The organism is Streptomyces sp. R35, from assembly GCF_041053035.1.
Taxonomy (GTDB): Bacteria; Actinomycetota; Actinomycetes; order Streptomycetales; family Streptomycetaceae; genus Streptomyces; species Streptomyces lutosisoli.
In genome coordinates this window covers 284,190-308,452 of sequence record NZ_CP163440.1, presented here as the reverse complement: position 1 = coordinate 308,452, position 24,263 = coordinate 284,190, and the positions used below count along the sequence as shown (strand labels likewise).

The 24,263-nt window shown below is 69.1% G+C and carries 28 protein-coding genes and 4 pseudogenes; 19 read left to right on the top strand and 13 right to left on the bottom strand.

Going from position 1 to position 24,263, the window contains the following annotated elements; all coding sequences use genetic code 11:
- Positions 1 to 55: 55 nt before the first annotated feature.
- Positions 56 to 199 (top strand): hypothetical protein, encoded by a 144-nt coding sequence (locus AB5J50_RS01540; RefSeq protein ID WP_369254168.1) that lies wholly within the window; start codon positions 56 to 58, stop codon positions 197 to 199.
- Between the two features lie 287 nt (positions 200 to 486).
- Here AB5J50_RS01540 and AB5J50_RS01535 read toward each other — a convergent pair whose 3' ends face one another.
- Positions 487 to 1,356 carry an oxidoreductase gene (locus tag AB5J50_RS01535; RefSeq protein ID WP_369254166.1) on the bottom strand — a complete coding sequence of 290 codons (870 nt, stop codon included), beginning with the start codon at positions 1,354 to 1,356 and terminating at the stop codon, positions 487 to 489.
- A 141-nt stretch (positions 1,357 to 1,497) separates the two neighbouring features.
- Here AB5J50_RS01535 and AB5J50_RS01530 point away from each other — a divergent pair, with 141 nt between their 5' ends.
- Positions 1,498 to 2,403 (top strand): helix-turn-helix domain-containing protein, encoded by a 906-nt coding sequence (locus tag AB5J50_RS01530; protein ID WP_369254164.1) that lies wholly within the window; start codon positions 1,498 to 1,500, stop codon positions 2,401 to 2,403.
- Positions 2,404 to 2,659: 256 nt separating this feature from the next.
- Here the strand turns inward: AB5J50_RS01530 and AB5J50_RS01525 are convergent, their stop codons facing one another.
- Entirely contained in the window at positions 2,660 to 3,592 is a 933-nt protein-coding gene (locus AB5J50_RS01525) for an LLM class flavin-dependent oxidoreductase (RefSeq protein ID WP_369254162.1), read from the bottom strand.
- 109 nt (positions 3,593 to 3,701) lie between these two features.
- Here AB5J50_RS01525 and AB5J50_RS01520 point away from each other — a divergent pair, with 109 nt between their 5' ends.
- Entirely contained in the window at positions 3,702 to 4,169 is a 468-nt protein-coding gene (locus tag AB5J50_RS01520) for a MarR family winged helix-turn-helix transcriptional regulator (protein ID WP_369254160.1), read from the top strand.
- Between the two features lie 69 nt (positions 4,170 to 4,238).
- Here AB5J50_RS01520 and AB5J50_RS01515 read toward each other — a convergent pair whose 3' ends face one another.
- The 4 genes and pseudogenes from AB5J50_RS01515 to AB5J50_RS01500 all read right to left on the bottom strand — a co-directional run bounded on the left by AB5J50_RS01515 (position 4,239) and on the right by AB5J50_RS01500 (position 8,404).
- Entirely contained in the window at positions 4,239 to 5,552 is a 1,314-nt protein-coding gene (locus AB5J50_RS01515; protein ID WP_369254158.1) for an IS256 family transposase, read from the bottom strand.
- Between the two features lie 499 nt (positions 5,553 to 6,051).
- A pseudogene (locus tag AB5J50_RS01510) lies at positions 6,052 to 6,435 on the bottom strand (transposase); the annotation flags it as partial.
- A 44-nt stretch (positions 6,436 to 6,479) separates the two neighbouring features.
- Entirely contained in the window at positions 6,480 to 7,130 is a 651-nt protein-coding gene (locus tag AB5J50_RS01505) for a response regulator (RefSeq protein ID WP_369254156.1), read from the bottom strand.
- Positions 7,118 to 8,404: a histidine kinase gene (locus tag AB5J50_RS01500; protein ID WP_369254154.1), complete on the bottom strand. Its 1,287-nt coding sequence runs from the start codon at positions 8,402 to 8,404 to the stop codon at positions 7,118 to 7,120. The genes AB5J50_RS01505 and AB5J50_RS01500 overlap by 13 nt, the downstream gene beginning before the upstream one ends.
- A 135-nt stretch (positions 8,405 to 8,539) precedes the next feature.
- Between AB5J50_RS01500 and AB5J50_RS01495 the strand changes: the two genes are divergently transcribed.
- The 5 genes from AB5J50_RS01495 (at position 8,540) to AB5J50_RS01475 (ending at position 10,843) form a co-directional block, all read left to right on the top strand.
- Positions 8,540 to 9,055 carry a hypothetical protein gene (locus AB5J50_RS01495; RefSeq protein ID WP_369254152.1) on the top strand — a complete coding sequence of 172 codons (516 nt, stop codon included), beginning with the start codon at positions 8,540 to 8,542 and terminating at the stop codon, positions 9,053 to 9,055.
- Positions 9,056 to 9,108: 53 nt separating this feature from the next.
- On the top strand, positions 9,109 to 9,540 hold the full coding sequence (locus AB5J50_RS01490) for a hypothetical protein (RefSeq protein WP_369254150.1): 432 nt from the start codon (positions 9,109 to 9,111) through the stop codon (positions 9,538 to 9,540).
- 295 nt (positions 9,541 to 9,835) lie between these two features.
- Positions 9,836 to 10,162 (top strand): PadR family transcriptional regulator, encoded by a 327-nt coding sequence (locus tag AB5J50_RS01485; RefSeq protein WP_369254148.1) that lies wholly within the window; start codon positions 9,836 to 9,838, stop codon positions 10,160 to 10,162.
- A complete protein-coding gene (locus AB5J50_RS01480) occupies positions 10,159 to 10,515 on the top strand; it encodes a DUF1048 domain-containing protein (RefSeq protein ID WP_369254146.1) in 357 nt (118 codons plus the stop codon). The genes AB5J50_RS01485 and AB5J50_RS01480 overlap by 4 nt, the downstream gene beginning before the upstream one ends.
- A gap of 1 nt (position 10,516) precedes the next feature.
- A complete protein-coding gene (locus AB5J50_RS01475) occupies positions 10,517 to 10,843 on the top strand; it encodes a DUF1048 domain-containing protein (RefSeq protein ID WP_369254144.1) in 327 nt (108 codons plus the stop codon).
- A 126-nt stretch (positions 10,844 to 10,969) separates the two neighbouring features.
- On the opposite strand, the gene AB5J50_RS01470 is transcribed toward AB5J50_RS01475, so the two are convergent.
- On the bottom strand, positions 10,970 to 11,218 hold the full coding sequence (locus AB5J50_RS01470; protein ID WP_369265757.1) for a hypothetical protein: 249 nt from the start codon (positions 11,216 to 11,218) through the stop codon (positions 10,970 to 10,972).
- 20 nt (positions 11,219 to 11,238) lie between these two features.
- Positions 11,239 to 11,358: pseudogene (locus AB5J50_RS01465) on the bottom strand (ATP-dependent DNA ligase); the annotation flags it as partial.
- Positions 11,359 to 11,554: 196 nt separating this feature from the next.
- Here AB5J50_RS01465 and AB5J50_RS01460 point away from each other — a divergent pair.
- Positions 11,555 to 12,514, top strand: coding sequence for a DUF1152 domain-containing protein (locus tag AB5J50_RS01460; protein ID WP_369254142.1), 960 nt, complete (start codon positions 11,555 to 11,557; stop codon positions 12,512 to 12,514).
- 533 nt (positions 12,515 to 13,047) lie between these two features.
- The gene (locus tag AB5J50_RS01455; RefSeq protein WP_369254140.1) at positions 13,048 to 14,166 is read left to right on the top strand and encodes an integrase; all 1,119 of its coding nucleotides are present in this window, start codon (positions 13,048 to 13,050) and stop codon (positions 14,164 to 14,166) included.
- A gap of 114 nt (positions 14,167 to 14,280) precedes the next feature.
- Here AB5J50_RS01455 and AB5J50_RS01450 read toward each other — a convergent pair whose 3' ends face one another.
- The gene (locus AB5J50_RS01450) at positions 14,281 to 15,180 is read right to left on the bottom strand and encodes a hypothetical protein (RefSeq protein WP_369254138.1); all 900 of its coding nucleotides are present in this window, start codon (positions 15,178 to 15,180) and stop codon (positions 14,281 to 14,283) included.
- Positions 15,181 to 15,265: 85 nt separating this feature from the next.
- Here AB5J50_RS01450 and AB5J50_RS01445 point away from each other — a divergent pair, with 85 nt between their 5' ends.
- The 4 genes from AB5J50_RS01445 (at position 15,266) to AB5J50_RS01430 (ending at position 18,458) form a co-directional block, all read left to right on the top strand.
- A complete protein-coding gene (locus tag AB5J50_RS01445) occupies positions 15,266 to 15,979 on the top strand; it encodes a hypothetical protein (RefSeq protein ID WP_369254136.1) in 714 nt (237 codons plus the stop codon).
- 38 nt (positions 15,980 to 16,017) lie between these two features.
- The gene (locus AB5J50_RS01440) at positions 16,018 to 17,424 is read left to right on the top strand and encodes a hypothetical protein (RefSeq protein WP_369254134.1); all 1,407 of its coding nucleotides are present in this window, start codon (positions 16,018 to 16,020) and stop codon (positions 17,422 to 17,424) included.
- Positions 17,425 to 17,511: 87 nt separating this feature from the next.
- The gene (locus tag AB5J50_RS01435) at positions 17,512 to 18,051 is read left to right on the top strand and encodes a hypothetical protein (RefSeq protein WP_369254132.1); all 540 of its coding nucleotides are present in this window, start codon (positions 17,512 to 17,514) and stop codon (positions 18,049 to 18,051) included.
- Positions 18,048 to 18,458, top strand: coding sequence for a hypothetical protein (locus AB5J50_RS01430; RefSeq protein WP_369254130.1), 411 nt, complete (start codon positions 18,048 to 18,050; stop codon positions 18,456 to 18,458). Before AB5J50_RS01435 ends, AB5J50_RS01430 begins: the two co-directional genes overlap by 4 nt.
- A 753-nt stretch (positions 18,459 to 19,211) precedes the next feature.
- Here AB5J50_RS01430 and AB5J50_RS01425 read toward each other — a convergent pair.
- Positions 19,212 to 20,051: an alpha/beta fold hydrolase gene (locus AB5J50_RS01425; RefSeq protein ID WP_369254128.1), complete on the bottom strand. Its 840-nt coding sequence runs from the start codon at positions 20,049 to 20,051 to the stop codon at positions 19,212 to 19,214.
- Between the two features lie 68 nt (positions 20,052 to 20,119).
- Between AB5J50_RS01425 and AB5J50_RS01420 the strand changes: the two genes are divergently transcribed.
- From AB5J50_RS01420 to AB5J50_RS01405, 4 genes and pseudogenes are all read left to right on the top strand, one after another.
- Positions 20,120 to 20,791 carry a TetR/AcrR family transcriptional regulator gene (locus AB5J50_RS01420; RefSeq protein WP_369254126.1) on the top strand — a complete coding sequence of 224 codons (672 nt, stop codon included), beginning with the start codon at positions 20,120 to 20,122 and terminating at the stop codon, positions 20,789 to 20,791.
- Positions 20,792 to 20,911: 120 nt separating this feature from the next.
- On the top strand, positions 20,912 to 21,211 hold the full coding sequence (locus tag AB5J50_RS01415) for an AAA family ATPase (protein WP_369254124.1): 300 nt from the start codon (positions 20,912 to 20,914) through the stop codon (positions 21,209 to 21,211).
- A 3-nt stretch (positions 21,212 to 21,214) separates the two neighbouring features.
- Complete coding sequence (locus AB5J50_RS01410; protein WP_369254122.1) at positions 21,215 to 21,682, top strand: hypothetical protein; 468 nt, start codon at positions 21,215 to 21,217, stop codon at positions 21,680 to 21,682.
- Positions 21,660 to 21,878, top strand: a pseudogene (locus tag AB5J50_RS01405) (dihydrolipoyl dehydrogenase); the annotation flags it as partial. The gene AB5J50_RS01410 and the pseudogene AB5J50_RS01405, both read left to right, overlap by 23 nt.
- On the opposite strand, the gene AB5J50_RS01400 reads toward AB5J50_RS01405, so the two are convergent.
- Together AB5J50_RS01400 and AB5J50_RS01395 are read right to left on the bottom strand one after the other, a co-directional pair.
- Positions 21,868 to 22,041, bottom strand: a complete 174-nt coding sequence (locus tag AB5J50_RS01400; protein WP_369254120.1) for an AMP-binding protein — start codon at positions 22,039 to 22,041, stop codon at positions 21,868 to 21,870. The pseudogene AB5J50_RS01405 and the gene AB5J50_RS01400 sit on opposite strands and share 11 nt — an antisense overlap.
- Positions 22,042 to 22,269: 228 nt before the next feature.
- Positions 22,270 to 22,518 carry an AMP-binding protein gene (locus AB5J50_RS01395; RefSeq protein WP_369254118.1) on the bottom strand — a complete coding sequence of 83 codons (249 nt, stop codon included), beginning with the start codon at positions 22,516 to 22,518 and terminating at the stop codon, positions 22,270 to 22,272.
- Positions 22,519 to 23,086: 568 nt separating this feature from the next.
- On the opposite strand from AB5J50_RS01395, the pseudogene AB5J50_RS01390 reads away from it, so the two are divergent.
- Positions 23,087 to 23,406, top strand: a pseudogene (locus tag AB5J50_RS01390) (TetR/AcrR family transcriptional regulator); the annotation flags it as partial.
- A gap of 11 nt (positions 23,407 to 23,417) precedes the next feature.
- Here AB5J50_RS01390 and AB5J50_RS01385 read toward each other — a convergent pair.
- Positions 23,418 to 24,245 (bottom strand): SDR family oxidoreductase, encoded by an 828-nt coding sequence (locus AB5J50_RS01385; RefSeq protein ID WP_369254116.1) that lies wholly within the window; start codon positions 24,243 to 24,245, stop codon positions 23,418 to 23,420.
- Between the last annotated feature and the right edge of the window lie 18 nt (positions 24,246 to 24,263).

Here is a 24,263-nt window from a genome sequence, read left to right as displayed (position 1 = left end):
CGCCCATCTATGCCCAGTACGGTCCGAGGTCGATGAGAGCTGTGGCGAATCCCGCGTGCGTGTTGAGTTCATCGCCTACGGGCCGGCGGAGCGTTGCGCCGTCCTGGCCGAGGTCGGCACGTTCCTCGCCTGCCTCGTGGCCGAGCAGGATCTCTGGCCCGGCGAGGGCCTGCTGTCCCCGCCCTGCCGGCGCGCGTGACAGCGCGATGGGAGGCAGGCGGAACGGGCCCGACTGGACCCGAAAGAAATGGGGGCAACCGATGAATGGTCGGCGGCCGTGCGGGCGCTGGTGAACACAGGACGCAAACCGCTCGCCGAGTCCCTCGGCCTCCTCCTGCCGGGCGAGCTGGCCTGCGAATGCGAGATGTGGGCACTGGTCTCCAAGATGTCGCGGTTGCCGCATCACGAACGTGCCGCAGCAGTGGTTCCCTTCCTCGGCCACCGGCCGCCGCCGAGCCCATGCCTGAGGACTTCGAAACAGGGGACTCAACTGCCGATTGTGTCGAGTTCCGCGACCGCGTCCGCCGGCAGCGTCAGGTCGGCGGCGGCGATGTTCTGGCGCAGGTGGGCGCGCGAGGAGGTGCCCGGGATGAGGGCGATGGTGGCCGAGCGCTGCAGCAGCCAGGCCAGGGCGACCTGCTGCGGTGAGACGTCCAGGCGTGCGGCGACGTCGGTCAGGGTCTGCGACTGCAGCGGGGAGAAGCCGCCCAGGGGGAAGAACGGGGTGAAGGCGATGTTTTCCGCCGCGCACCGCTCGACGAGGGCGTCGTCCTGGCGGTTGGCCAGGTTGTAGAGGTTCTGCATCGTGACGACCGGGGCGATGGCCTGCGCCTCGGTGAGCTGGGCATCGGATGCGGCACTGAGTCCGAGGTGGCGGATCAGGCCCTCCTTCTGCAGCTCAGCCAGCGCGCCGAACATGTCGCCGATCGGCTCCTCGACTGTCTGCCCCTCGTTGGTGCCCAGGCGCAGGTTCACCACGTCGAGCGTGTCCACGCCGAGGTGCTGGAGGTTCTCGTGGACCTGGGCCTTGAGGTCCTCGGGGTCCCGCGAGACGTTCCAGCTGCCGTCGTCGCCGCGACGGCTGCCGACCTTGGTCACGATGCGCAGATCCGCGGGGTAGGGGTGCAGGGCCTCCCTGATGATTTCGTTGACGACGGCGGGCCCGTAGTAGTCGCTGGTGTCGATGTGCGTGATGCCCCGCTCGACGGCCTCCCGCAGCACCGCGACGGCCTCGGCCCGGTCCTTGGGCGGCCCGAACACGTTGGGTCCCGCCAGCTGCATGGCCCCGTATCCCATGCGGCTGATGGTCAGGTCGTCGGCGAGGGTGAGAGTTCCGCCGGGGGTGGTGCCGGTCATGGTGCGCCCTTTCGTCGTGCGGCTATGGACAGCTTGTCCCGTATTGACTGTGCGTGGTTCCGGGCGGACGTGGCAGTACCCCGCTGTTCCTGGGAGTGACAGGGACAGGCACCCGCGCCGGTACAGACCTAGGGTTGGGGCATGGACGGCACCAACGCGCTCGGCGAGTTTCTACGCGCCCGCCGGGCACTGGTCAGGCCCGAGGACGCCGGAATCCGCGGCGGCGGGCTCCGGCGCGTGCCGGGGCTGCGCCGCGAGGAGGTCGCGATGCTCGCCGGGATCAGCGCCGACTACTATCTGCGCCTGGAACAGGGCCGCGACCGCAATCCCTCGCTTCAGGTCCTCGAAGCCCTGGCCGAGGTCCTGAACCTGGACGCGGACGCCACCGCTCACCTCATCGGCCTGACCCAGGCGCGTCCCTCCCGAACCCGCCGGGCACCCCGCTCCGCAGGCCGTGCACGGGCTGCAGGCAAAGCCGAGCCCGTGCCGCCCGGCATCCTCCAGCTCATGGAGGGCTGGACCACCAATCCCGCCTACGTTGAGAACAAGTTCACCGACGTGCTCGCCGCCAACGCGCTGGCCACGGCCGTCTCCCCGAACTACTCCGCAGGCGTCAACCTCCTGCGCGCCGTCCTCCTCGACGACGCCGAACGCGATCTGCTGCGGGACTGGGAGGAACTGGCCGAGGCGCTGATCGCCTCCCTGCGGGCCAACGTCGGGCCCGACGTCGACGACCCGCGCCTGACCGAGCTCGTGGGCGAACTGTCCGTGCGCAGTGAGCACTTCCGCCGTCTGTGGGGCCGCCACGACGTGCATCCCAAGCGGCCGCGGGTCAACCGACTGCACCACCCACAGGTCGGCGATCTCGAACTGCACGCCAGCAAGCTGGCCATCGTCGGCACCGACGGTCTCGTCCTCAAGGTCTTCCACGCCGAACCCGGCAGCCGCAGCGCCGAACTGCTCGCGATCCTGGGAAGCCTGGCGGCCTCCGGCAAGGGCCGGAACCCGACCAGCCCCGACCGCCACCAGGCCATCGACGAGCAATGAGGGACCGGATCTCCCGCTTCGAGACCGGCCAGGCGTAGCCGTCACATTCCATTGCAGGAGTCCTGCCTTCACGTGCGCTCCGCCTCCTGAGAGCCTGCTTCTCCATCGATCGCCGCAGGTCAGCGCCGTGAACGCGCAGATGGCGACGGCGGCCAGACGCCGAGGAATAGTCAAGACTTGTGGATCAGTCAGGTGAGTCAGTTCAGGCGACCTGGGCAGGGAGGAGCGTCTTGCCGAGTGGAGGACGGCTCTGTCATCAGCTTTCTCCGGTTGCACTGCGGACGGGCGTGATGATCTCGTCGGCGAGCCACCGCGCGGCCTGTGAGGGATAGGGACTCCGCAGGCTGAGCACGATGTGCGTCACGCCTGCGGCGATGAGTTCCGTGATGGCCTTGCGGTCGGTGGCAGGGTCGTCGTAGGACGCGATGTACTGCACGGAGCGGGTGATCGTCCGCGGATCACGGCCGATGGCGGCGCAATGGGCGTCCAGAACGGCACTGCGCTCGGTGATGTAGTCCAGCGTGTTGTGCGGCGGTCCGGGGATGTTCCAGATGTCGGCGTGCTCGGCGACCAGGCGGAGCGTCCTGTTTCCCCAGCCGCCGATCAGCAGGGGCGGCCCTGGCCGCTGAACAGGTTTCGGCTCGTTGCGGTTGCCGGTCAGGGTGTAGTAGCGGCCGTGGAAGTCGAAGACGTCCCGCGTCCACATGCCGCGGAGGATGGTGATGGTCTCCTCCAGGCGGGCGATGCCTTCGGCGGGCGGGACGAGCGTGAGGCCGTAGGCCGCGTACTCCGCGACGGCCGGGTTCACGCCGGGTATGCCGCCTGCATTGGGTGGCTGCACGGTGCCGCCTACGCCGAGGCCCATGATCAGGCGGCCCCCGGAGATCACGTCGACTGTTGTGGCGATTTTACCGAGCACGGCGGGCGGCCGGATCCGATTGCTCGTAACGAGCAGGCCGAGGCGCAGCCGCTGGGTCCTGGCGGCCAGGGCGCTCAGTAGTGTCCACCCTTCGAGGATCTGCCCGTCCTTCGGGCCGGCGATCGGCATGAGGTGGTCCCACAGCCAGGCGTCCGCGATTTCGGGCAGGTCGTCGGCTTCCTGCCACACGCGGAGGATGTCCTCGTAGGGAACCCGCATCGGGGTGGTCTTGATTCCGAATGTCACGGTGGGGAGGTCCTGGTCGGACATGGTTGCCATGCGCCTTTCGAGTCGATGCGCCGCCGTTGACGGCGACGTAATCATCACCGTAATAGATCGTCAGTGATGCTGACTATCAGTTTCTGGATACGCTGTGGCCATGACGCGCGACGCACCGCCCGAGGTCCTCTCCTCCCGCCTCGGGTATCTCCTCAAGCACGTGTACCTGCGGTTGACCGAGGAGTCGGCGAGGGCCTTGGCGCCGCACGGAATCGACGGCCGTGAACTGGCAGTTCTGGCCGTCCTCGACGCGCATGACGGGCTGTCTCAACTGGAAGCGGCGGGCAAGCTGGGCATCGACCGCACGACGATGGTGGCCCTCGTCGATGCTTTGGAGGGCAAGGAACTGGTCGAGCGGCGCCGCAGTCCCCAAGACCGGCGCAAGAACATCGTGCAGCTGACGCCGGCCGGAGCGGAGCGCCTTCGCGACGCCGAATTCGCCCGCCAGGAGATGGAACGCCGGTTCCTCGCCCCGCTCTCCAGCCCGGACGCCACGCTCCTGGTCCGCGCCCTGCAGTCCCTCGTCGGTGCCCCGACGGGCGCTGGCCAGGCGTCTGACTCGGCATGACAGACGGTGACGTTGGCCCACATCCGTAGACCTCCGTAATCGGCGAGACGGGTCTCCAACCCTCTGGGGTCAGGCTGCGTGGGCCTTGGGGCGTTCGACGAGTTGACCCCGTTCGAAGCGGGCTCCGGCCCGGACGAGGGCGACGAGGTGGGGTGCGTTCACGGCCCGCCATCGCTGCTGGGCGGATTCGACGAGCTTGAAGACCATGGCCAGAGCGGCGGCGGGGCTGCCGGCGCCCTTGGTCACCTTCGTGCGGAGTCGCAGCGTGGCGAAGGTCGACTCGATGGGATTCGTGGTCCGCAGGTGGATCCAGTGTTCGGCGGGGAAGGCGTAGAACGCCAGCAGCTCGTCCACGTCGTCGGTGATCTTCTTGACGGCCTTGGGCCACTTCGCGCCGTACGTCTTCTCGAACGCGGTCACCGCTTTGAGTGCATGCTGCTTGTCCTCGGCGTTGTAGATCTCCTGCAGGGCCTTCTTCGCCCCCGGCTGGGCGGACTTCGGAAGGGCGTCAAGGGTATTGGCGATCTTGTGAACCCAGCACCTTTGATGGCGGGCTTCGGGAAAGACCTCACGGAGGGCGTTCCAGAAGCCGATCGCCCCGTCGCCGACTGCGAGGACGGGGGCGCGCATGCCGCGGCGGGCGCAGTCGCGCAGCAGGTCGGCCCAGGAGTCGGCTGATTCGCGGTAGCCGTCGCTCATGGCGACCAGCTCCTTGGAGCCATCTGTGCGCACGCCCATCAGCACGAGCACACACGACTTCACCTCTCGCAGGCGTATGCGCAGGTGAATGGCATCGGCCCAGACGTAGACGTAATCGGTGGCGGACAGATCGCGCTCGCCGAACGCGGCGTGGTCGGCCTGCCATTGCTGAGTGAGCCGGGTGACCGTGGCGGGAGACAGACCGGCCGCCGAGCCGAGGAACTGCTCCAGCGCCGGCACGAAGTCACCGGAGGACAGGCCATGCAGGTAGAGCAGCGGCAGCACTTCGCTGATCTTCGGGGACTTGCGGCACCAGGGCGGCAGGATCGCCGAGGAGAACCGCTTGCGCTCGCCCGTGGTCTCATCGATCCGTTTGTCGTTCACCCGCGGGGCATTCACCTCGACCGCCCCGGCCGCCGTTGTCACCGTGCGCGGCTGGTGGTAGCCGTTGCGCACGACCAGGCGGTGGCCCTGCTCGTCACGCTGGTCGGCCAACTCGGCTATGTAGGCGTTGACTTCTGCCTCAAGTGCGGCGGCCAGCATCCGCCTCGCGCCCTGACGGACGATCTCATCGATCAGGGAGGAGCCGTTGGGGGTGGTGCCGTCGTCGTTCAGCTGAGCACGGGCGTGCCTTCCCGGCCCGCGCGGCAACGCGGGCCTACTCGATACCAGTCGATCGATCATTCGGGAAGGTACGCCTCCCCGAGCCGATCCACAGGATCTGAGCATTGCTCCAAACGGGTACGAACCACGGGCAGTTGCAGCCGCCCTCGGTGTGGTGCGTGGACAAGATGGTGACAGCCGGAAGAGGCCGTGAATGCCTCCCGGGGACCTTTCGGCCGGTGTTGATGCGTCCGTGTCTCAGCGCACTGCGCAGTGCGCTGAGACGAAAAATGCCACGCAGAGTCAGCGGCACGCCGCGTATGTGACCGTGACCTGGGGCTCTGTCGCCCAAATTCAGATCGCCATAAGTGTCAGTCACCCGTGGTAGTGAACGAGTTGATGCGCGCACGCGCCGATCGTGGTTGCACGATGTCGGTGGTTGTTGCCACCATCCGCGTATCTGGGCCTGCGCCAAGAGGGACGGGCCCTGCCCTGATTGCTGCTGACTCCAACCACAAGCCGAACAGGGGCTCCACGGTCTCGTGTTGCAGCTCGAGACCACTAGGCGGTTTCGTTTGGATCACCTGGCTGACCAGAGGAAGATGCTCGCAACGTGGAGTCCGGCCAGGTAGATGGCTGCTGTCTTCTCGTAGCGGGTGGCGATGCCTCGCCACTGTTTCAAGCGGTTGATGCAGCGTTCGACCGTGTTGCGTTGCTTGTAGGTCTCGCGGTCGAAGGCGGGTGGCCTGCCACCCCGGCTGCCGCGTCGCAGACGGTGGCCGCGTTGATCGGCCGGCACGGGGATGACCGCCCGGATGCCGCGCCGCCTGAGGTGTTCACGGATGGCCCGCGACGAATACGCCTTGTCTGCGAGGACTGCCGATGGCCGGGTCCGGGGCCGTCCACGCCGTCTTCCGGCGGTGAGATGGAAGGCCAGGGGCCGGCAGTTGCCATCGGCCGCGAGGGCTCAGCACCGTTGTCGACTGGGCATGCGGGCGTGATCGCGCACTATGCGGTCGCAACGCCCAGGAAGCGCAGCACCGCCAGGACGCGGCGGTGGTCGGCGTCGGCCTTGGGCAAGTCGAGCTTGGTGAAGATGCTGTTGATGTGCTTGGCGACCGCGCTCTCGCTCACGACCAGCTCGGCGGCGACGCCGGAGTTGGACCGGCCGCCCGCCATCAGCTCCAGCACCTCCCGCTCGCGCGGTGTCAGCCGGTCGAGCGGATCGCTGTGCCGGCGCACCAGCAGCTGCGCGACGACCTGCGGGTCGAGCGCGGTGCCGCCGGCCGCCACCCGGCGTACCGCCTCGGCGAACTCCTCGACGTCGGCGACCCGTTGCTTGAGCAGATAGCCGACGCCCGAGGTGTTGGCGGCGAGCAGATCGGCGGCGTACCGCTCCTCCACGTACTGCGACAGCAGGAGCACGGCGGTAAGCGGGTACTGGCGGCGGATCACCAGCGCGGCGCGCACTCCCTCGTCGGTGAAGCCGGGCGGCATGCGCACGTCGACCACGGCGATGTCGGGACGGTGCTCATCGACGGCTGCCAGCAGCCCTTCTGCGTCGGCGACTTGCGCGCACATCTCGAAGCCGGCCGCCTCCAGCACCTTGACCACGCCGATGCGCAGCAAGAGGGAATCCTCGGCGATCACGGCGCGCACGGCAGCTCCACGGTGATGACGGTCGGGCCCTCGGCGGGGCTGCGGCAGGAGAACGTGCCGTCGACGGACGCGACGCGCTTGGCGAGCCCGGCGAGCCCGGTGCCGCCGCCGGCCGCTGCGAGATCCGCGCCGCCCGCGCCGTCGTCCGCGACGACCACCAGCAGTGTCTCCCCGATCTGCTCCACGGTCACGTCCGCCCGGGTCGCCTGGGCGTGTTTGACCACGTTCGTCAGGGCTTCGGAGACCACGAAGTACGCGACGGCCTCGACCGTGGGTGAGGGGCGCTGCGGCAGGTCCACCGCCACGCGCACCGGGATCGGGAGGCGGGCGGCGACCCCGGACAGCGCGGCGTCGAGGCCGCGGTCCTCAAGGACGGCCGGATGCAGGCCGCGCACCAGGTTGTTCAGCTCGGCGATCGCCTCCTTCGCCTCGCGGTGCGCCTCGTCGATCACCTTGCGGGCGTCCGCCGGCAGGTCGCCGAGGGTGGCCCTGGCCAGGCCCAGGTTGACAGCGAGTGAGACGAGGCGCTGCTGCGCGCCGTCGTGCAGGTCGCGCTCGATCCGTCGCCGCTCGGCGTCGGCGGCGTCGAGCACGCCGGCCCGGCTCTCGGCGAGGTCGGCGACCCGGCGGGCCAGCTTCTCCGTGCGGCTGGGGCCGAGCAGGACCTCGGCCGCCCGGGTCTCCAGCCGCACCAGAGCGCCGGTCAGCCGGGGCCCGAGGAACAGCAGGGCGAGGCCGCCGGCGGTGATGTACGCGGCCTGCGTGGTGTACCCGAGGTCGGTGACCCGCCACTGCGGGGGCAGCGCCCAGATCCACACGTAGATGGAGGCGGCCACGAGAGCGACGGCCCAGACGGCGAGGACGGCGAGGTCCAGGACGGCGAGCAGCGGACCCGCCACGGCGTGGTAGCAGACCTGCCGCCACAAGGCCCGGCCCGTCAGCCGACGTACCGCCGACTTCCAGTTGCGTCCCGGCCCGGGTACGGCGGGGCGCGGGAGGTCCTTGCCGACGAGCGCCCGGTAGCGCCGCCGCTGCCCGACGGTCAGCAGGGGTGTCACCACGAGCGTGAGCAGCACGGGCAGCGCCACGAGCGTGAGCAGCACGGGCAGCGGAGTCACGGCCGGCACCAACGCCGCCATCGTGCCGAGCAGCCAGAGCCACAGTGGCACCACGGCGAAGTGGAGCGGCAGGCCGGCGGCGACGAGCGCGGTCCGGTGTCCCGCCCTGCGGAACGGCCGGCCCAGCACCAGCTGCAGCCACGTCGTGAGTTGCATGCGTCAAACGGTAAAGCCGCAGGCCATCCCCGTGCCATGACGCTCCCGCCCGGTTCGGGGGTGCACTTATCTCCACCCTGGGTCGGAACCCTGCGTGACTGACGGCGCCCTGGTGTGCGGCGGAGGGTGGAGCAAGTGAAGGGGAGAGCCGGCGGGGAGCGGGGGAAGACGATGCGTCAACTGGTGTTGTGCGATGAGGAAGTGGCCGGTGCCGAGGGCTTCGACCGCGCCGAGGTCATCCCGCTCCACGAAGAGGCGGAGGAGCCGCGCCCGGCGCGGGGCATGCGGCGGGCCGGGTGGCTGCTGGTCGCCTGCGGGCTCGCCCTGCTGCCGTGGCTGTACGTGCTGGCCACCGGCCTGCCGGCCACCGCGACCGCGGCGCACTGGCCGGTCGCCTGGGTCGGGCTCGACGCGCTGGAGGCGCTCGGCCTGATCGCCACCGGCCTCCTCGCCGCCCGCGGCGACCGGCGGCACGCCCTGGCAGCCGCCGCGACCGCGACGCTGCTTGTGGTGGACGCCTGGTTCGACACCACGACCGCGGCCCCGGGCGGCGACTTCGCCACCGCGGTCGCCATGGCGCTCGGCGCCGAGCTGCCGCTCGCCGCGCTGTGCGGCCGGCTGGCGCTGCGGGCGCTGAGCCGGCACGCGTGACGCCGACCGCCCAGCCACATGCCACGGACCGAATCGATCCACCGGAGAACACCATGCACCGCATCACCACCGCCCCCGTCGCCCCGATCCCGGCCCGGACCCGCTGGGCGGTCGCCGCCGGCGCGGGCGCCGCGTTGGCCGCCGCCTGGTGGCTGGGCGACACGGCGCCCTATCCGTACGCCCAACGCGGCCTGCTCGACGTGCCGTTGCCGTTCCTGACCGCCGACCGGATAGACGCCGTACTGCGGCCGCGGCCGGGGGAGCGGATCCTGGAGATCGGCCCGGGGACCGGACTGCAGTCGCTGCACGTCGCCCCGCAGCTCGGGCCGGAGGGACGGCTCGATGTGCTCGACATCCAGCAGGAGATGCTCGACCACGTGATGTGCCGCGCCGAGCGCGATGTCAGGCAGGGAACGTCGGCGGGGCAGAGGTCGGGGCGGGCGCGGTGCCAGCGGGCGGGGTGCCGCCAGCGGCCGGAGGCGTAGCGGGCGACGTCGATGCCGACTTCCACCACCAGCCCGGGTTCCACCAGCGTGACGGCCAGTTATTCCTGGCTGCCCAACCCGGCGGATTCTCTGTCAAGTTCTGCATGTTGACGTGCAACGGCCCACCCGTCAGCTCAACCGGACCGGGCTGCGGCGTTCGACAGAACCCGGTCCCTCGCCGAACGCGTAGGCCCGGGGTTGCGGCCACCGGAGACATTGCCGTTCCACTACTCGGTGATACCGTATAGCGGTACTCGGTACCACGTAGTACCGGCAGGGCTGAGGAGCACCCGCGATGGACGACCTGACGGAGATGTTGAAGGGCACGCTCGAAGGGTGCGTGCTCGAAATCGTCGGCAGCGAGGAAACCTACGGGTACGCCATCACTCGCCAGCTGAACGAGCTCGGCTTCGCCGACGTCATCGAGGGGACGGTGTACACCATCTTGCTGCGGCTGGAGAGGAACGGGCTCGTCCAAGTGACGAAACGGCCATCCGGGGTCGGCCCGCCGCGCAAGTTCTACGCGCTCAACGATGCCGGACGCGAGGAACTCGCGAAGTTCTGGGCGAAATGGCAGTACCTCTCATCGCGCATCAACAGGCTCAAGGAGGGCGGGAGATGAACTTCTGGGAGAAGGTCACAGGCAGCGATCTCACCAGGGAATGGAAGGCGTTCGAAGCCCGGGTCGAGGCCCTGCCGGACGACTACCGGGCGGCGTGGGGACAGATCGTCGCCCACCTCTTCCCCTACGGGGACTTCACCGGCCGCAACCTGACGCCGATCCTCGACTCCGCCCTGGGGCTGCTCGAAGTGTCGGCAGCGGACGGGCAGACCGTCCACGAGGTGCTCGGTGACGACGTCCGGGGCTTCTGCACAGCGCTGGCCGGCGGAGCAGGGGCCCGGACTTATCGCGACCGATGGCGCGAGCAGTTGAACAGGAACGTTGCAAGGAAATTGAGCCGGCTGGGAGGCTGACGTGAGCATCCAAGACATCATCGAAGGCAAGAAACAGTGGCGAGCGCACCTGGCCCGGGTCAAGGCACTCCCGCCGGACTACCAGATCGTCTACAAGGAGATGCAGAAGTACCTGTTCAAGGTCGGACCGGTCAGCCTGCCCGACGGACCCCTCCTCCCTGGAATCGTCGACTTCTTCGAGGAGGGCGTCGCCGGGGGCAAGGGAGCTTTGGAACTCATCGGCACCGACGTCGCCGCGTTCTGCGACGACCTGATCAAGGACTCTCCCACCTACGCGGATGCCTACCAGGAATCCATTAGCGGGGAACCCGGCGCGGCCAGGAAGTGACAGCCGCCGGACCGGTTCGCGACACTGCCGGTTTTCTGGGTGCCCACGAACGTCTTCGTGGGCACCCAGAACACACGCCACCCCGGCATTGCCCCGCCCCTCTTGCATCGGCTTCAACACGCCAATTCAACAGGGAAGGCGGAGAACGACCAGCCTGTCCACGGATGCCCGCGCCGCCCCCGGAGCGAGCAGGCCGGCAACCGCAGCACCCGCCGCCCGGGCGAGGGCGGTGGTGCGGCCGACGCACTGAAGGCGACCCCCGTCGTCGTACCTGCCGAGCAGCAGCGTGCGGGGAGCGGCCGGGGAGCCGGTGACCGCGCCGACGTTCGCCTCGCTCGTCTCGCCAGCGCGGCCCTGCGCCGCCGGTACGGCCACCCGGTCGTGTCCGTCCCGGACAGCCGCAGCAGATCGAACGCGACGAAGTGGGCCGGCCACTCCTCCGCCGCCCCGGCACCGCGACGGGCAAGCCGGTTCTGCAACCGCTCGAAGGCCAGGTGGCCCGCGGCGTCCCACACGACCAGCTCACCGTTTATGCCAACTGCTGCAGACGTCTCATGAGCGGGCGCCAGTCAGGGCCATCACCGCAAGAGGCTGACTCTGGGCGGTCGAGGGCCGGAGGTCTTGATTCCGGTTGCTCCGTGGCTCCGTGGCTCCGTCGCCGCGTCGAGAACTCGGGAGCGCCCGGGGCCGCGTCCCCGGACAATGATCGTCATGACGTCCCTCCACTCCAATCCACTCTTCACCCGGCTCGCCGATGCCGAACGGATCCTCGTCGCGGGCGCGGGTGGCGGCTTCGACATCTACTCCGGCCTGCCGTTGGCTCTCTCCCTCCTGCATCAGGGCAAGCAGGTATATCTCGCGAACCTCTCCTTCAGCGCACTCGCCGGTCTCCCGATCGATGACTGGGTCGCCCCCGACCTGGCCGCCGTCACTCCCGACTCCGCTTTGCACCAGAGCTACTTCCCGGAGCGGACCCTCGCTCAGTGGCTGCGCCAGCACGGCTACCCGTTCACCGTGTACGCCTTCCCCCAGACCGGGGTGCGCCCGCTGCGCGCCGCCTACCAAGCACTGATCGAGCTGCACTGCGTCGACGCTGTGGTGCTGGTCGACGGCGGTACGGACATTCTGATGCGCGGCGATGAAGCCGGGCTCGGCACTCCGGAGGAGGACCTGACGAGCGTGGCGGCGCTGGCCGCGCTGGACGGCATACCGACCCGGCTCGTCGTGTCAGTCGGCTTCGGTGTAGACGCTTACCACGGCGTGAACCATATGCAGGTATTGGAGAATATCGCCGCGCTGGAGCGCGACGGCGCGTACCTCGGTGCGTTCTCGATACCGCGCGCCACCCGTGAGGGCGCTCTCTACCTTGACGCGGTGACGCACGCTCAGCACCACACCCCGGAGTACCCCAGCATCGTGAACGGTTCCATCGCGGCAGCCGTGCGCGGCTCGTTCGGCGATGTCCGGTTCACTGACCGCACCCGGGGCGGCGAGCTGTTCGTGAACCCGCTGATGTCCCTGTACTTCGCCTTCGACCTCCCGGGCCTGGCAGCCCGCTGCCTCTACCTGGATCGGATCGAGAACACCCACCTGATGCGCCAAGTCCACTCGCGGATTGCCGAGTTCCGCGAATCCACAGTCACTCGCCCACCCCGCCGCTACCCGCACTAGCGACCAGGCCGACTGTGCGCTGCCCGGTGCCATCGCTGCGTCCGCCAGGAACGACGCCACGGTCAGCAAGAATTCAGGGGCACCACCAGTTTCCCGGTCGGCTGTGAATCATCTACTCATGCGACCGACAATGCGGACTCCCTGCGCATACACGACTCATCAACATGCGAGTCCGCCGGCACCAAGGCCGGAGACCGCGCCCCCTCAACTGGCACTCCACGGCGTCGCCGACTGACGAAGTGAAGCCGCACCACGGTGAGACACCAGATGGTTGAGACAACCCGACAGCTCACATAACACCGTCCAGCGCAGTCGCGTCCGGCAGCTGCACGGCCCCGGTCACGACCTCCGGGAACGCCGGCGCCATCCCGGTGCCGCGCCTGGAGCGCAGCACCACCCGGCCCGCGCCGACGCAGACCAGCGCCCGGAACCCGTCCCATTTGGGTTATGCGCTGTTGAGCTGTCCACGGACTATCGTCCAGCGTCATGTCGATCACCGGTTGGCGAGCGCATTTCACCCGTCGAGACCTGGCGTGGCCGCGCGAAAAGGCCCCGTTCATGCGCAGTTCTACCTGTGGGCGATCGAGCAGGACCTTGTCCGGGCCAATCCCATCCGTCAGCGCGCGGCTTCGGTGTGGTCGCCGTGGCGGGGCGGGGCTGGTGGCACGATGGTGCGGCAAGTGCCAGCCGAGACGTCGCACATGGGGCCACGGCGCGAGGTGAAGTGGCTGCCACCGAAGTCGTATCGGCTTTGGCGCAATGTCGGGCTGTGCGGCTTCGACTCTAAGGAGATGCCGAGGCGCGGGTTCCGTGGGAGGTGGGCGGCGCGGAACGCGGCGTACGCGGATTCGATGGTCCGTACGGGGCTGCGGTTGTGCGAGCACTCGGCGCTGACGGTGTTCGATCTACCGGAGCTGCCGCCTGCGGCGTCGGGGATCGTCAACGCGCGAGCGGTGCTGCCGCACGCGATTTCCAAGGGGAGGTCGGGCCGGGCGGTGTACTGGCCAGTGCCGGTGCTGCGAGATGTGCGCGACTACATGGGGTGGGACCGGGCCGAGATGCTCGACTATGGGCGCTCGCGCGGCTTCTACATCCAGGCGCGCCGGTCGCTGCTGGTGGAGGACCCGGCCGCGCCCCGGGTGCGGGTGGGTGGCCGGTGGGTGCCGGTGGCCCGCCTGGATGCGGAGGAGCGGCGCCGGCTGCTGGTGACGACGGCCGATGGCAGGTGGGAGCCGGCGATGGTGTGGCTGAACCAGTGGGGCCTGCCGATGACGATGTCCGGGTGGAAGCAAGTCTTCGCCGACGCCAACGCACGGTGCCGTGCCCAGGGCGTAGACGTGGGGGCGACGCCGCACATGCTGCGGCATTCGTACGCGGTGATCACGGTGGAGTTGCTGTGGCGAGGCCATCTGCAGGCGCTGGGCGAGATGAACGAGCAGCAGCGGCTGACGTATCAGCGGGTGTTCGGTGATCCGCTGAACTGGGTGCGGATCAGGCTCGGTCACCGGTCGGCGACGACCACGGCGCTCTATCTGCACACCTTGCAGGAGCTGGAGATGCGTACCCGGCTTGAACTGGTGCCGGAGGGGGCCTGGGAGCCGGTGGGCTTCAGCGACGAGGGCTGGCTGGAGCGGTCGGAGGTCGTCGCGTGAGCGAGGAGGCACCCCGCGCGGGTCGCGGCCGTGCGGCGGCTGTTCCCGGCGGCTTCTACGAGCCGCCTCCGACCGTGGAGTTCCCCGAGGACGGCGGGGCGCCGGTGGTGCGGTTCACCGGTGAGGACGGCCGCGAGTGCGTGTTCCGGTTCGAGGAGTTGCCGCTGCCAGGATTGCACCGGGGATTTCGCGCACGCGCTGGGGGTGCGGATCGGACCCGGCGGCGGGCGCCGCACGCAGCGGGCGGCGAGCAGCCAGTGGCAGACGGTCAAGCGGTTCCTGCTGCTCCTGGACCAGCTTGCGGAACCGCCGCGGCGGGTGGAGGGGCTGCGGGTGCGTCACCTGGAGCGGTACCTGATGTCGAGGCGGCAGACGTGTGGGGAGAAGTCCGCCCGCCGGAACCTGCAGGATCTGCTGCGGATCGTGCGTGTTCTGCCCGGTCAGGAACGGCTGGACGGGGCTGTGGTGGACTATGCCGGGCAGCCCGGGCACGGCGTGGGCGCCCAGCAGGCTGGGCGCCCGGGGTACTCCGATCGCGAGTTCCAGGCCGTCATGGCCGCCGCCCGCTCCGACGTGGCCGCCGTCCGCGACCGGATCATGGCGGGCGAGAAGCTGCTGGGGCGTTTCCTCGACGACGACGAAAGCCTGTCGGTGGCTGAGCGGGAACAGGGGGTGCGGCTGGCGGCGATGGCGGCCACGGGCCGGGTCCAGGTCGACTACCGCGGGCTGACGGTGGGCAAGTACCCGGCGGCCTGCTACGCCCAGGCGAAGCAGCTGGTCGTGACCGATCCGGACCTTGCCCCGCTGCTCATCTACGCGGCCGGGCTGAGCGGCCGCAACCCGGAGACACTGAAGGAACTGCCCGCCGAGCACCGGATGTTGGAGGAGCGCGCGGTGGCGGTCACGCTGACCAAGCGCCGCCGGGGCAAGGCCAACTCCCGCACGACGGTGCACTGGAGCGTCGATGAGGACCGCCAGTTGCGGACGATGGGCAGCTTCTACCTGCTGCTGCACCGGTTGATGGGCCGCAGCCGGGCGTTTTCCGGGACCGGGTCGGTGTGGTCGATCTGGGCGGGCAACGGCCGAGGCGGTGTCCTCAATGCCGCCACCGGGCGGGCACATCGGGCCCTTCGATGCCGAGCTGGCCCGCAAGCTGAAGCTCGGGGCGTGGGCCGAGCGCCACGGCCTGATCGGCGACGACGGCAAGCCGCTGCAGATGATGGTGACGCGCATCGAGAAGACCGTCGAGGTGCGCACGGCGAACCAGGTCGGAGGGCATCTTCCGTCCGCGCGGGTGACGAACACGGCGGACACCTCCTTCACCCACTACCTGCGCAAGGACCCGTTCGTCGCCGAGTGGGCGGCCGACGTGCTCACGGAGCCGATCACTGACGCGGAGGAGAGCGCCCGCGCGGTCGTCGTCCGCCTCGGTGGCGGATCGGCTGCTGCCGTGCCGAATCAGGTGCGCGAACAGGCGGCAGCGGGCGAGCTCGACACGCTGGCCTGTGCGTGCACGGACATCGAGCACTCACCCGGCGGTGGACGATGCCGCCAGTCGTTCCTGACCTGCTTCGGTTGCCCCAACGCCCTGGTGATGGAACGCCACTTGCCCGCCCTCCTTGCCCTGGCCGAGGTCCTGCGCGAGGACCTTCAGCGCCGGGATGCAGCGCAGTGGACGGCCCGGTACGGCACGACCTGGCAGATCCTCACCCACGACATCCTGCCCTGGTTCAGCCCGGCCCGGCGCGCCGCTGCCCAGCAGAGGCAGCCCCACCTGATGCTCGATCTTCTGGAAGGGCCCACCCAGTGGTGATGACGCACGCGGCCCAAGCCCCCGCACACCACGCCGCAGTGCCTGAGGACGCCCTGGTCCTGGCCACGCGTCCGCTGCGCGCCGAGGCCCGGCTGGAAGAGACCTCCCGCTACGGCGATGACCTGTGGACGCTGACGCCGGCGTGGCTGCGCGCGGACCGCAAGCCTCACCGGCTCGACTTCGTGCAGGTCCCGCACGCTCACCGGGACACCGCCAAGCTCCTGTTCTATGCCCTGCTGATCGAGGACACCCCGCCCGGCGAAGAACCGATCACGATCTCCAGCATTCGCGCCTACTTCACCTGCGTACGCCACTTCCTGCTGTGGGCACAGGGTCGCCGGCTCCCGCTGGCGCAGCCGATGGGCGATGACCTGGACGCCTACCACGCCGAGCTGACGTCGCTGCGGCTGTCGGTCAGCGGGGTGTATCGCCACCGCCGTGCCGTGCGATTGCTGTGGGCCTACCGCTCCCGCCTTGTCGACCACCTTGGGCAGGACCCGCTGTGGCAGGCATGGGCGCGCGCCAATCCGCGCCGGTATGACGAGAACCTCACCGACCGCATCCCCGAGCATGTCATAGGGCCTTTGCTGACCTGGGCGCTGCGCTGGGTGGACGACTTCGCCGACGACGTGCTCGCCGCCCGCGCCGAGCGCGACGGCATCGACGCACGCCCGCCTGCCCATCCCGATCCGCTTGTGGCCCTGCAAGTTGTACTGGACGACTTCCGCCGGCGCGGACAGCCGCTGCCCACTGCACCCGCCCGGCTGGCCACCGGATGGCGGGGTAGAGGCGGGTCCCCGAACTTCGCCTACCTGGCCCGGCTCGCAGGCCATCCGTCATACCCGTTCAGAAAGGCCTGCTCCCGGCGGCTGATCGAGGAAGTGGCCCGCGACCTCGGCGCAGACACCGACTCTCCCTTGCGTCACGTTCCTCAAGCGCAGGCGGACGGGCAGCGGTGGCTGGAACAGATCTCCTACTACGACGTCGGCCGGTTCGAACGGCTGCTGCAGGTGTCCTGCTGGATCGTCATCGCTTACCTCTCCGGCCTGCGCGACTCCGAGATCAAACACCTGCGGCGCGGCTGCGTGAGCGCCCAACGCGACACCGACGGCCGCATCTACCGCTACCGGCTTCACGGACTGGCCTTCAAGGGCGAAGGCGTCCATGGCGCGGCCGCCACCTGGGTCGTCACCGCTTCCGTCGCACGAGCCGTCGCCGTCCTGGAACGCTGCCAGCCGGCCGACGAGCCCTACCTGTTCGCGCACCCGCTTATATCGGCCAACCATCAATGCCACCACGTGGCCGGGCGCGTGCGAACCAGCGCCACCACCATCAAGGACATCACCGCACTGGCCAAGTGGATCAACTCCTACTGCGCTGCCCGCTCACGCGTGGATGCGATCCCCGAGGACAACGGACGCCTGCCGCGCCTGACACCTCGGTAGTTCCGCCGCACCCTGGCCTGGTTCATCGCCCGCCGCCCGGGCGGCACCATCGCCGGCGCCCTGCAGTACCGCCACCAGCGCATCCAGATGTTCGAGGGCTACGCCGGCACCAGCGACTCCGGCTTCCGCGACGAGGTCGAGGCCGAAGAAGCCTTCGCCCGCGGCCAGTTCCTCGCCGAGATGGGCGCCGACGACGACCGGCCGTCCCTCACGGGCCCCGCCGGAGAGGAAGCCGAAGCCCGGCTCGCCGAGCTCGCCCGCCACACCGTCTTCGACGGCCAGGTTGTCACCGACGAAGCCCGCCTGCGCCGCATCCTGGCCCGTCACGACACCCACTTGTACCCGGGCACCTTCATCACCTGCGTCTACAACCCCGACCGTGCCCTGTGCCGCACGTCCGAGGGCCCCGCCGATCAGCCCGTCATGGCCGACTGTAAACCGCTGGTCTGCCGCAACACCGCTCTGACGCCCGCCAACCGGCAGGCCCTCACCGGTCACTTCGCCCGCCTGGAGGACGCCCTCGCCGACAGCGACCGCCTCGCCCCCTACGTCCGTCACCGCCTGGAGGAAAGGCACCGCGCCACCGCTGCGTTCCTCACATGCCACGCCCCGGAGATCGCCGAGTGAAACGCGCCCTGCCCGGCACCGAGACCGTCAAAGCCGCCATCGACACCGTCCTTGCCGAGGCCGCAGCCCGCGGACGGCGCCCCACCGTGACCGCGATCGAGCGGCTCCTGGACATCCCGCACGCCACCTTCCACCGGCACTACGCCGACCTGATCGACGTGCACTTCCGGCCCCGCATCCCAGCGCTGGCCCGGCCTACGACGCCGACGGAACCCTCCGGATCCGACGTACGTACGGAAGCCAACCTGAGCCGGCTACGGAAGGAGAACACCGACCTGCGCCGCACTCTCGCTCTGTACGAGGAGGCCATCCGCCAGCTGGCTCTCGAAATCGACGCACTGCGCAGCGGCGGCACCGTTCTTCCACTGCCCCACCGCAGCAGGCCCGCGCCACCCGGGCCCTCCTGAATCCGACACCCCCCGCAGGCGCCTGGCGTGCGAAAGGACGCTGGGCGTGGCGCGCAGCCGACTACCGATGATCAAGGAATCACCGGCTGGACAGCGGACGAGATCCAGACCGGCGTTGCGCTGATGACCGAGCTCGGGCAGTTCGGCGCCGGCGGTCGGGCACCTGTACGACCCTCGTCTCGGCGAGCGGAGCCTCTGGGACTGGTCCGGCGACTCTCTCTGCCGCCCCCGGGCCGACTCGCCCAGCAGACCGGCCCGGGGCACGCTGGATGGAGCGGCGTCGCCCACGTCGTCAAGGCCGGCAGCGAGGACGTCGAGTGGCTCTACCCGGACACCACGATCGAGCGGATCGCCGCCCAGTGGCTGGAACTCAGGCGCTCTTCGTCGTGGTCACCGACGGCGCGGCCGGCGCCCACGTATCAGCCGTCCCGGCCGGAAGGTCGCGGTGGTGGACACCGTGGGAGCGGCACGGCAGCCGGCGATGGCGCACCCCGCCTCGATCGCGCAGGATGCGCCTACCTCAGCCAGCCGCTCCGGCAGGCCGGGACCCGGCCTGCCGGATTCTCGCGCAGCTGGTCAAGCCGGCGAATTCGGCGACGATCCGTTGGCCGGACTGTCTTCCGTTTCGACCACGGGGGCGCAGAGGACTCCTTGGCCTGGGAAGGTGTGCGTGTCGCATTCCGGGGATCCGGTGAGCCTGCGGCCCGTCATCACGGACCAGGCGTCAACGACTGCACCGAAGCCCTGCAGGTGTTACTCGTCGAGGAACTGAATGGCGTGCTTCAGGAACCGCTCGGGGTACTGGAACTGCGCTCCATGCCCGGCATCGGGGTAGATCAGCAGTTGCGCGTTGGGGATGTTCTGGGCGAGGTGCCAGGAGTTGATCGAGGCGATCATCACGTCGTTCTCGCCGTTGAGGACCAGCGTCGGCTGGGTGATCGCGTTCAGGTGGGCGTAGGGGTTCTCGCCCGGCAGCGGTTCCGCGTAGGCGATGGTCGCTTCGAACTGCGCCTGTGCGACTGCGGGCGAGCTCGGCGGGTCCTGGTCGGCCCGCTGGTGACGTCGCTCCCAGAAGGCCTTGCCCGCTTGCTTCGCGGCTTCCGAGCGGCCGAAGAACAGGAAGAGGAAGTCCTCCAGGGTGGGGACCGGGTTCAGGGCGTACTGAGGCACCTGGGGGTCACTTGTCGGGTCCCCGCCTCGGAGGCCGGTGCCGAGTAGGAGGAGCTTGCGTACCAGCTGGGGGTGGCGCAGCGTGACCTCCTGCACCTGGTAACCGCCGAGCGAGAAGCCGAGCAGGTCGACCTGCTCCAGCCCCAGTGCCCGGATGACCGCGGCGATGTCGTCGGCCATGTCCTCCATCCGGTTACGCGGCGTGCCCGATGACGAGGCGATGCCGCGGCCGTTGAACAGGATGACCTCACGGCCTTCGGCCAGGCCGTCGGTGAGCAGCGGGTCCCAGTTGTCCATTCCCCCGCGGAAGTGCTGGACCAGGAAGATCGGGACTCCGGAGGGCTTGCCCCAGCGTCGGTAGGCGAAGCGGTCGCCGTCGACCTCGATGTACTGAGTCGGTGCGGTCACATGGGTGTCACTCATGGTCTGGGCCTTTCTGGAGCAGGTAAGCAATAGAATGACGATCGTAATTCAATAAGTCAAGACCTTTGATGTCGATCGACATCTATGTACGCTTGACCGCAGAGCGTCAATTGAGGAAGGGGCGGCCGATCGTGCGGGTCACCAAGGCGCAGGCAGAGCGCAACCGTGCCCACATCGTCGCGACAGCCGCCAGGCTGTTCCGTGAGCGCGGATATGACGGTGTCGGTGTGGCGGAACTGATGGCGGCCGCCGGGTTCACCCATGGCGGGTTCTACAAGCACTTCCGCTCCAAGGCCGACCTGATGGCCGAGGCGTCCGCGAGCGGGCTCTCACAGACCGCGGCACGGACAGAAGGCCTGGACGCCGCCGAGTTCGTCGAGCGCTACGTCTCCCGGGAGCATCGCGACGGGCGCGGTGACGGCTGCACCATCGCGGCCCTCAGCGGCGACGCCGCACGCCAGCCGGCGGACATCAAAACAGAGTTCGCAGCCGGGATCGAGAACCTGCTGACGGCCCTTCAGCCCCAGAGTGATACGCCGGGGGATGCGGACCAGCGCGCGACCCGCACCATGGTGATCGACATGCTCGCCCACTCGGTCGGCGCGGTCATGTTGTCACGCGCATGCCCGGACGGTTCTCCGCTGGCGGACGAAATCCTCGATGTCTGCCGCAAGGAGATTCTCACGTCACTGGCACACGGCAACAGCGACCAGCCGGCGGCACGGAGCCCAGAAGCCTGACCACAGCCGACCGACGCAAGCCCCACCACCCCACGGTCACATGCCGACGCAAGACGGCTGCGGTCCGAACGTGCGGGTCGCGCGGGGCTCCCGCCGGGGTGGTCTTCCCGTTGTACGCGCATGAAGACAGGCCGATCCAACAGGGAAGACGACGCGGGCGACCAGGAGGCGACCGGCGATGCCGTCGACGCCCTGCACCTGCTCCTCGAGGCGAGGATGCGCCGCCGGCTGTTCACGGTCGTCGACGCGACCAACGTCACCAGTTCCGCCAGGGAGCCGCTGGTCGCCGCCGCCAAGCGGCACAACATGCTGCCCATCGCGGTCATGGTCGCCACCCCCGGCAGCGTCTGCATCGAGCGGCAGGGCCCGCGGCCGGCCAACCGCACGGTGCCGGAGGCCACGGTCATCGAGCAGCGCTAGGACATGGTCAACTCGCACCGGACCCTGAAGGCGGAAGGCTTCCCCGAGATCGTCTTCTCCGACAACCTCTACCGGCTCCTGCCGTTCCTGGAGCGCCTGAGCGAGACCCGGCAAGCCGACCTCGGTCTGGACGGCAGCGACGGCCTCGGTGACCTGCTGCTCGTACGCCGCACGTTCGGCGAGGAGATCCTGCCGCTGTGGCGGTGGAAGCCCGGCTCGAACATCGCCGGCGGCGACCGCGTCGCGGAGATCCGCCTCGGTCAGCAGTACCTCATCCTCGCCCTGCGCACCGACGTGGACGGCGCGGGCGACATCGGGTTCGACGTGATGGTGCCGTGCCCGCACGACGACGAATGCACCGGCCGGGCGTGGGTGCCCGCCTACAGCGTCACCTGCCTGTTCCGCGCCCTCAACGGTGACCTGGACGCCGACGAGGACATCGTCTGCCGGCTTCGTGAAGCTCATCAGTGACGCCAAGTACGGCGAGCTCATAGGCGCTCACCTCATCGGCCCGGACGTCACCGAGCTGCTCCCCGAACTGACGCTGGCCCAGCAGTGGGACCTCACCGTCCATGAGGTCGCCCGCAACGTCCACGCCCACCCCACCCTCGGCGAGGCGGTCAAGGAAGCCGTCCACGGCCTCGCGGGCCACATGATCAACATGTAGCAGGGCGCTGCCCCCTCGAAACGAACAGGTCGATGCCGGCGAGCGCGTTGTCATACACGTTGCGGTGACGCAGCTCCGCGCCCTTGGGGTGGCCGGTGGTGCCGGACGTGTAGAGGACCACCACTGTGTCGTCTTCGTCGCGTTCGACCGTCCGGAACGTCACGGGCTGCTCGGCTACGACGGAGGTGTAGGACTCCGGCGTCTCGTCCCCGGACCACGGCGCGCCGCCGCTCTCGATCAGGAAGAACTCGGTGCAGCCCGCGCTCTCCCGGAATCCCTCCCAGGCGGCCTTCCCGATCGGCAGCTCCGGGGTGCCCTCGAAGGCGAAGTACGCCCTTCGCGTCGGAGTCGGTGAGGTGGTAGGCGACCTCGCGGCCCTTCAACAGCACGTTCAGCGGCACGAGCGCGGCGCCGGCCTTGAGGATGCCGAAGTAGATGCTGGAGAATTGGGGCAGGACAGCGCGACCTTGTCCCCGGGCTGGATCCCGCGCGAGACGAGCAGGTTCGCCACCCGGTTGGCCGCGGCGTCGAGAGCCTCGTACGTGATGCGGTCGTCGCCGAAGACGATCGCGGTGCGTTCCGGGTAGCGGGACGCGGAATCCGTCAGTAGTCGTGACGCGTTGCGGCTCAAGCTGTGCATCGTCGTTCTCCTGGGTTTTCGGGCGGGTGGTCAGGGTCCAGTGGTGGGGGTCTAGACGAAGGCCGGAGGCGGCACGAAGCCGTCCACTTCCCGGCCCAGGCGGCGAACTCGATGGTGGTGAGATCGCCCCCGCTCGGGCCCATGGCCTGCAGACCGATGGGCAGTCCGCTCCTGCCTCGGCGCACCGGGATGGTCGTCGCCGGCCCCCGGAGACGTTGGCGACGGCGCTCCACTTGACCTGGTCCCAGTAAGGGCGTCGCACACCTTCGACTTCGAATGGCCGCCCGAACCAGTCGATCAGCTTGTGGTGGTGGGCGGGGGCGGCCGTCGGGGTGACCGGCATGAGCACGATGTCGAAGTCCTGGAAGAACTCGAACCATCGCTGCCGGATCTCATAGGCGGCCGCAAGGGGGGACGTCACTCACGGCATGCCTCAACTCTGACTCTGACGGCGCCATCAAATGTGAGTCATAACATTACATTCGACAGACCATAGGCTCGGGATGACGTGCAAGGCAATGGCCCTGCGGAATGACCGGAGGATCCTGTGGCGTCAGAGGATCCTGTGGCATCAAGGGACGACCTCGTCGCCAACGTCGTCGTGGAGGAGCTACGCATGCAGGCGGCGCGGTACGACACTCTGCTGCCCGGCCGCCCGGGACTCGAGGATCTCGTTCGCGGCTATCTGTCGCCCGAGCACCGGGACCAGCGCGGCGTCGGATGTCCCTCCGCAGCCCTGCTCGACTAGATCGGCCGCTGCGAAGGCCTGGGTCGCTGCAGCTGTCCCGCGCCGCCTTCGACTCGAAGCTCGCCGATGAGGTCCTCGAGAAGGGCATCGAGAAGGGCATCGAGAAGGGCATCGAGAACGCCCTCGCGTTCATCTACTGAGCAGTGTGGGATCAGGCCGGATCGACGAATATGTCGAGCGCGAGATCACCCACGAGGCCGACCGGGCTGTAGACGGACAGGTCGGTGACGCCCTCGTCCGACAGGACCTCGTCGTCGATGAACAGGTTGGCGGTGCACTTCCGCGCGTCACGCGTGAGGATGGCGTACGCGGCGTCAGCCATGATCCGCGGACTACGGGCTTGTCCGGCGCCGCCGACCACGTTGCGCACGGCGGCCGTGTCGATCAGGGTCCGCGGCCACAACGAGTTGGCGGCGATGCCGTCGGCGGCGAGCTCCTCGGCGAGCCCGATGGTGCACAGACTCATGCCGTACTTCGACAGCGTGTAACCGAGATGCTTCCCCACCCAGCGCGGCGCGAGGTTCAACGGCGGGGAGAGCGTGAGGATGTGCGGGTTGCCCGCCTTGCGCAGGTGCGGGATAGCGGCCTTGCTCAGCAGGAACGTGCCACGCGTGTTGATGTCCTGCATCAGGTCGTACCGCTTCATCTCCAGCTGCTCCGACGACGACAGGTCGATCGCGCTGGCGTTGTTCACCACGATGTCGATGCCACCGAAGGCGCTGACCGCCGCGTCGACAGCGGTGCGCACATCGTCCTCGTCGCGGACGTCACCGACGACGGCCAGCCCCTTGCCGCCCGCGCGCTCAATCTCGTCAACGGCGGTGTGGACCGTGCCTTCGAGCTTCGGATGCGGCACGGCGGTCTTGGCGAGCATCACCACGTTCGCGCCGTCGCGGGCCGCGCGCAGAGCGATGGCGAGTCCGATGCCGCGGCTGCCACCCGACATCAGGATGGTCTTGTCGGCCAGCGTCTGTGTCATGGTCGAACCTCCAAAATA

Bases quoted from the DNA above. Each gene is read 5' to 3' on its own strand.
- AB5J50_RS01525 (WP_369254162.1), bottom strand. From the start codon at position 3,592: ATGTCCGACCAGGACCTCCCCACCGTGACATTCGGAATCAAGACCACC.
- AB5J50_RS01435 (WP_369254132.1), top strand. From the start codon at position 17,512: ATGTTCGAGGGCTACGCCGGCACCAGCGACTCCGGCTTCCGCGACGAG.
- AB5J50_RS01490 (WP_369254150.1), top strand. From the start codon at position 9,109: ATGCACCGCATCACCACCGCCCCCGTCGCCCCGATCCCGGCCCGGACC.
- AB5J50_RS01460 (WP_369254142.1), top strand. From the start codon at position 11,555: ATGACGTCCCTCCACTCCAATCCACTCTTCACCCGGCTCGCCGATGCC.
- AB5J50_RS01515 (WP_369254158.1), bottom strand. From the start codon at position 5,552: ATGATCGATCGACTGGTATCGAGTAGGCCCGCGTTGCCGCGCGGGCCG.
- AB5J50_RS01415 (WP_369254124.1), top strand. From the start codon at position 20,912: ATGAAGACAGGCCGATCCAACAGGGAAGACGACGCGGGCGACCAGGAG.
- AB5J50_RS01530 (WP_369254164.1), top strand. From the start codon at position 1,498: ATGGACGGCACCAACGCGCTCGGCGAGTTTCTACGCGCCCGCCGGGCA.
- AB5J50_RS01385 (WP_369254116.1), bottom strand. From the start codon at position 24,245: ATGACACAGACGCTGGCCGACAAGACCATCCTGATGTCGGGTGGCAGC.
- AB5J50_RS01520 (WP_369254160.1), top strand. From the start codon at position 3,702: ATGACGCGCGACGCACCGCCCGAGGTCCTCTCCTCCCGCCTCGGGTAT.
- AB5J50_RS01420 (WP_369254126.1), top strand. From the start codon at position 20,120: ATGTCGATCGACATCTATGTACGCTTGACCGCAGAGCGTCAATTGAGG.
- AB5J50_RS01410 (WP_369254122.1), top strand. From the start codon at position 21,215: ATGGTCAACTCGCACCGGACCCTGAAGGCGGAAGGCTTCCCCGAGATC.
- AB5J50_RS01500 (WP_369254154.1), bottom strand. From the start codon at position 8,404: ATGCAACTCACGACGTGGCTGCAGCTGGTGCTGGGCCGGCCGTTCCGC.
- AB5J50_RS01480 (WP_369254146.1), top strand. From the start codon at position 10,159: ATGAACTTCTGGGAGAAGGTCACAGGCAGCGATCTCACCAGGGAATGG.
- AB5J50_RS01445 (WP_369254136.1), top strand. From the start codon at position 15,266: ATGCCGCCACCGGGCGGGCACATCGGGCCCTTCGATGCCGAGCTGGCC.
- AB5J50_RS01535 (WP_369254166.1), bottom strand. From the start codon at position 1,356: ATGACCGGCACCACCCCCGGCGGAACTCTCACCCTCGCCGACGACCTG.
- AB5J50_RS01425 (WP_369254128.1), bottom strand. From the start codon at position 20,051: ATGAGTGACACCCATGTGACCGCACCGACTCAGTACATCGAGGTCGAC.
- AB5J50_RS01485 (WP_369254148.1), top strand. From the start codon at position 9,836: ATGGACGACCTGACGGAGATGTTGAAGGGCACGCTCGAAGGGTGCGTG.
- AB5J50_RS01395 (WP_369254118.1), bottom strand. From the start codon at position 22,518: ATGCACAGCTTGAGCCGCAACGCGTCACGACTACTGACGGATTCCGCG.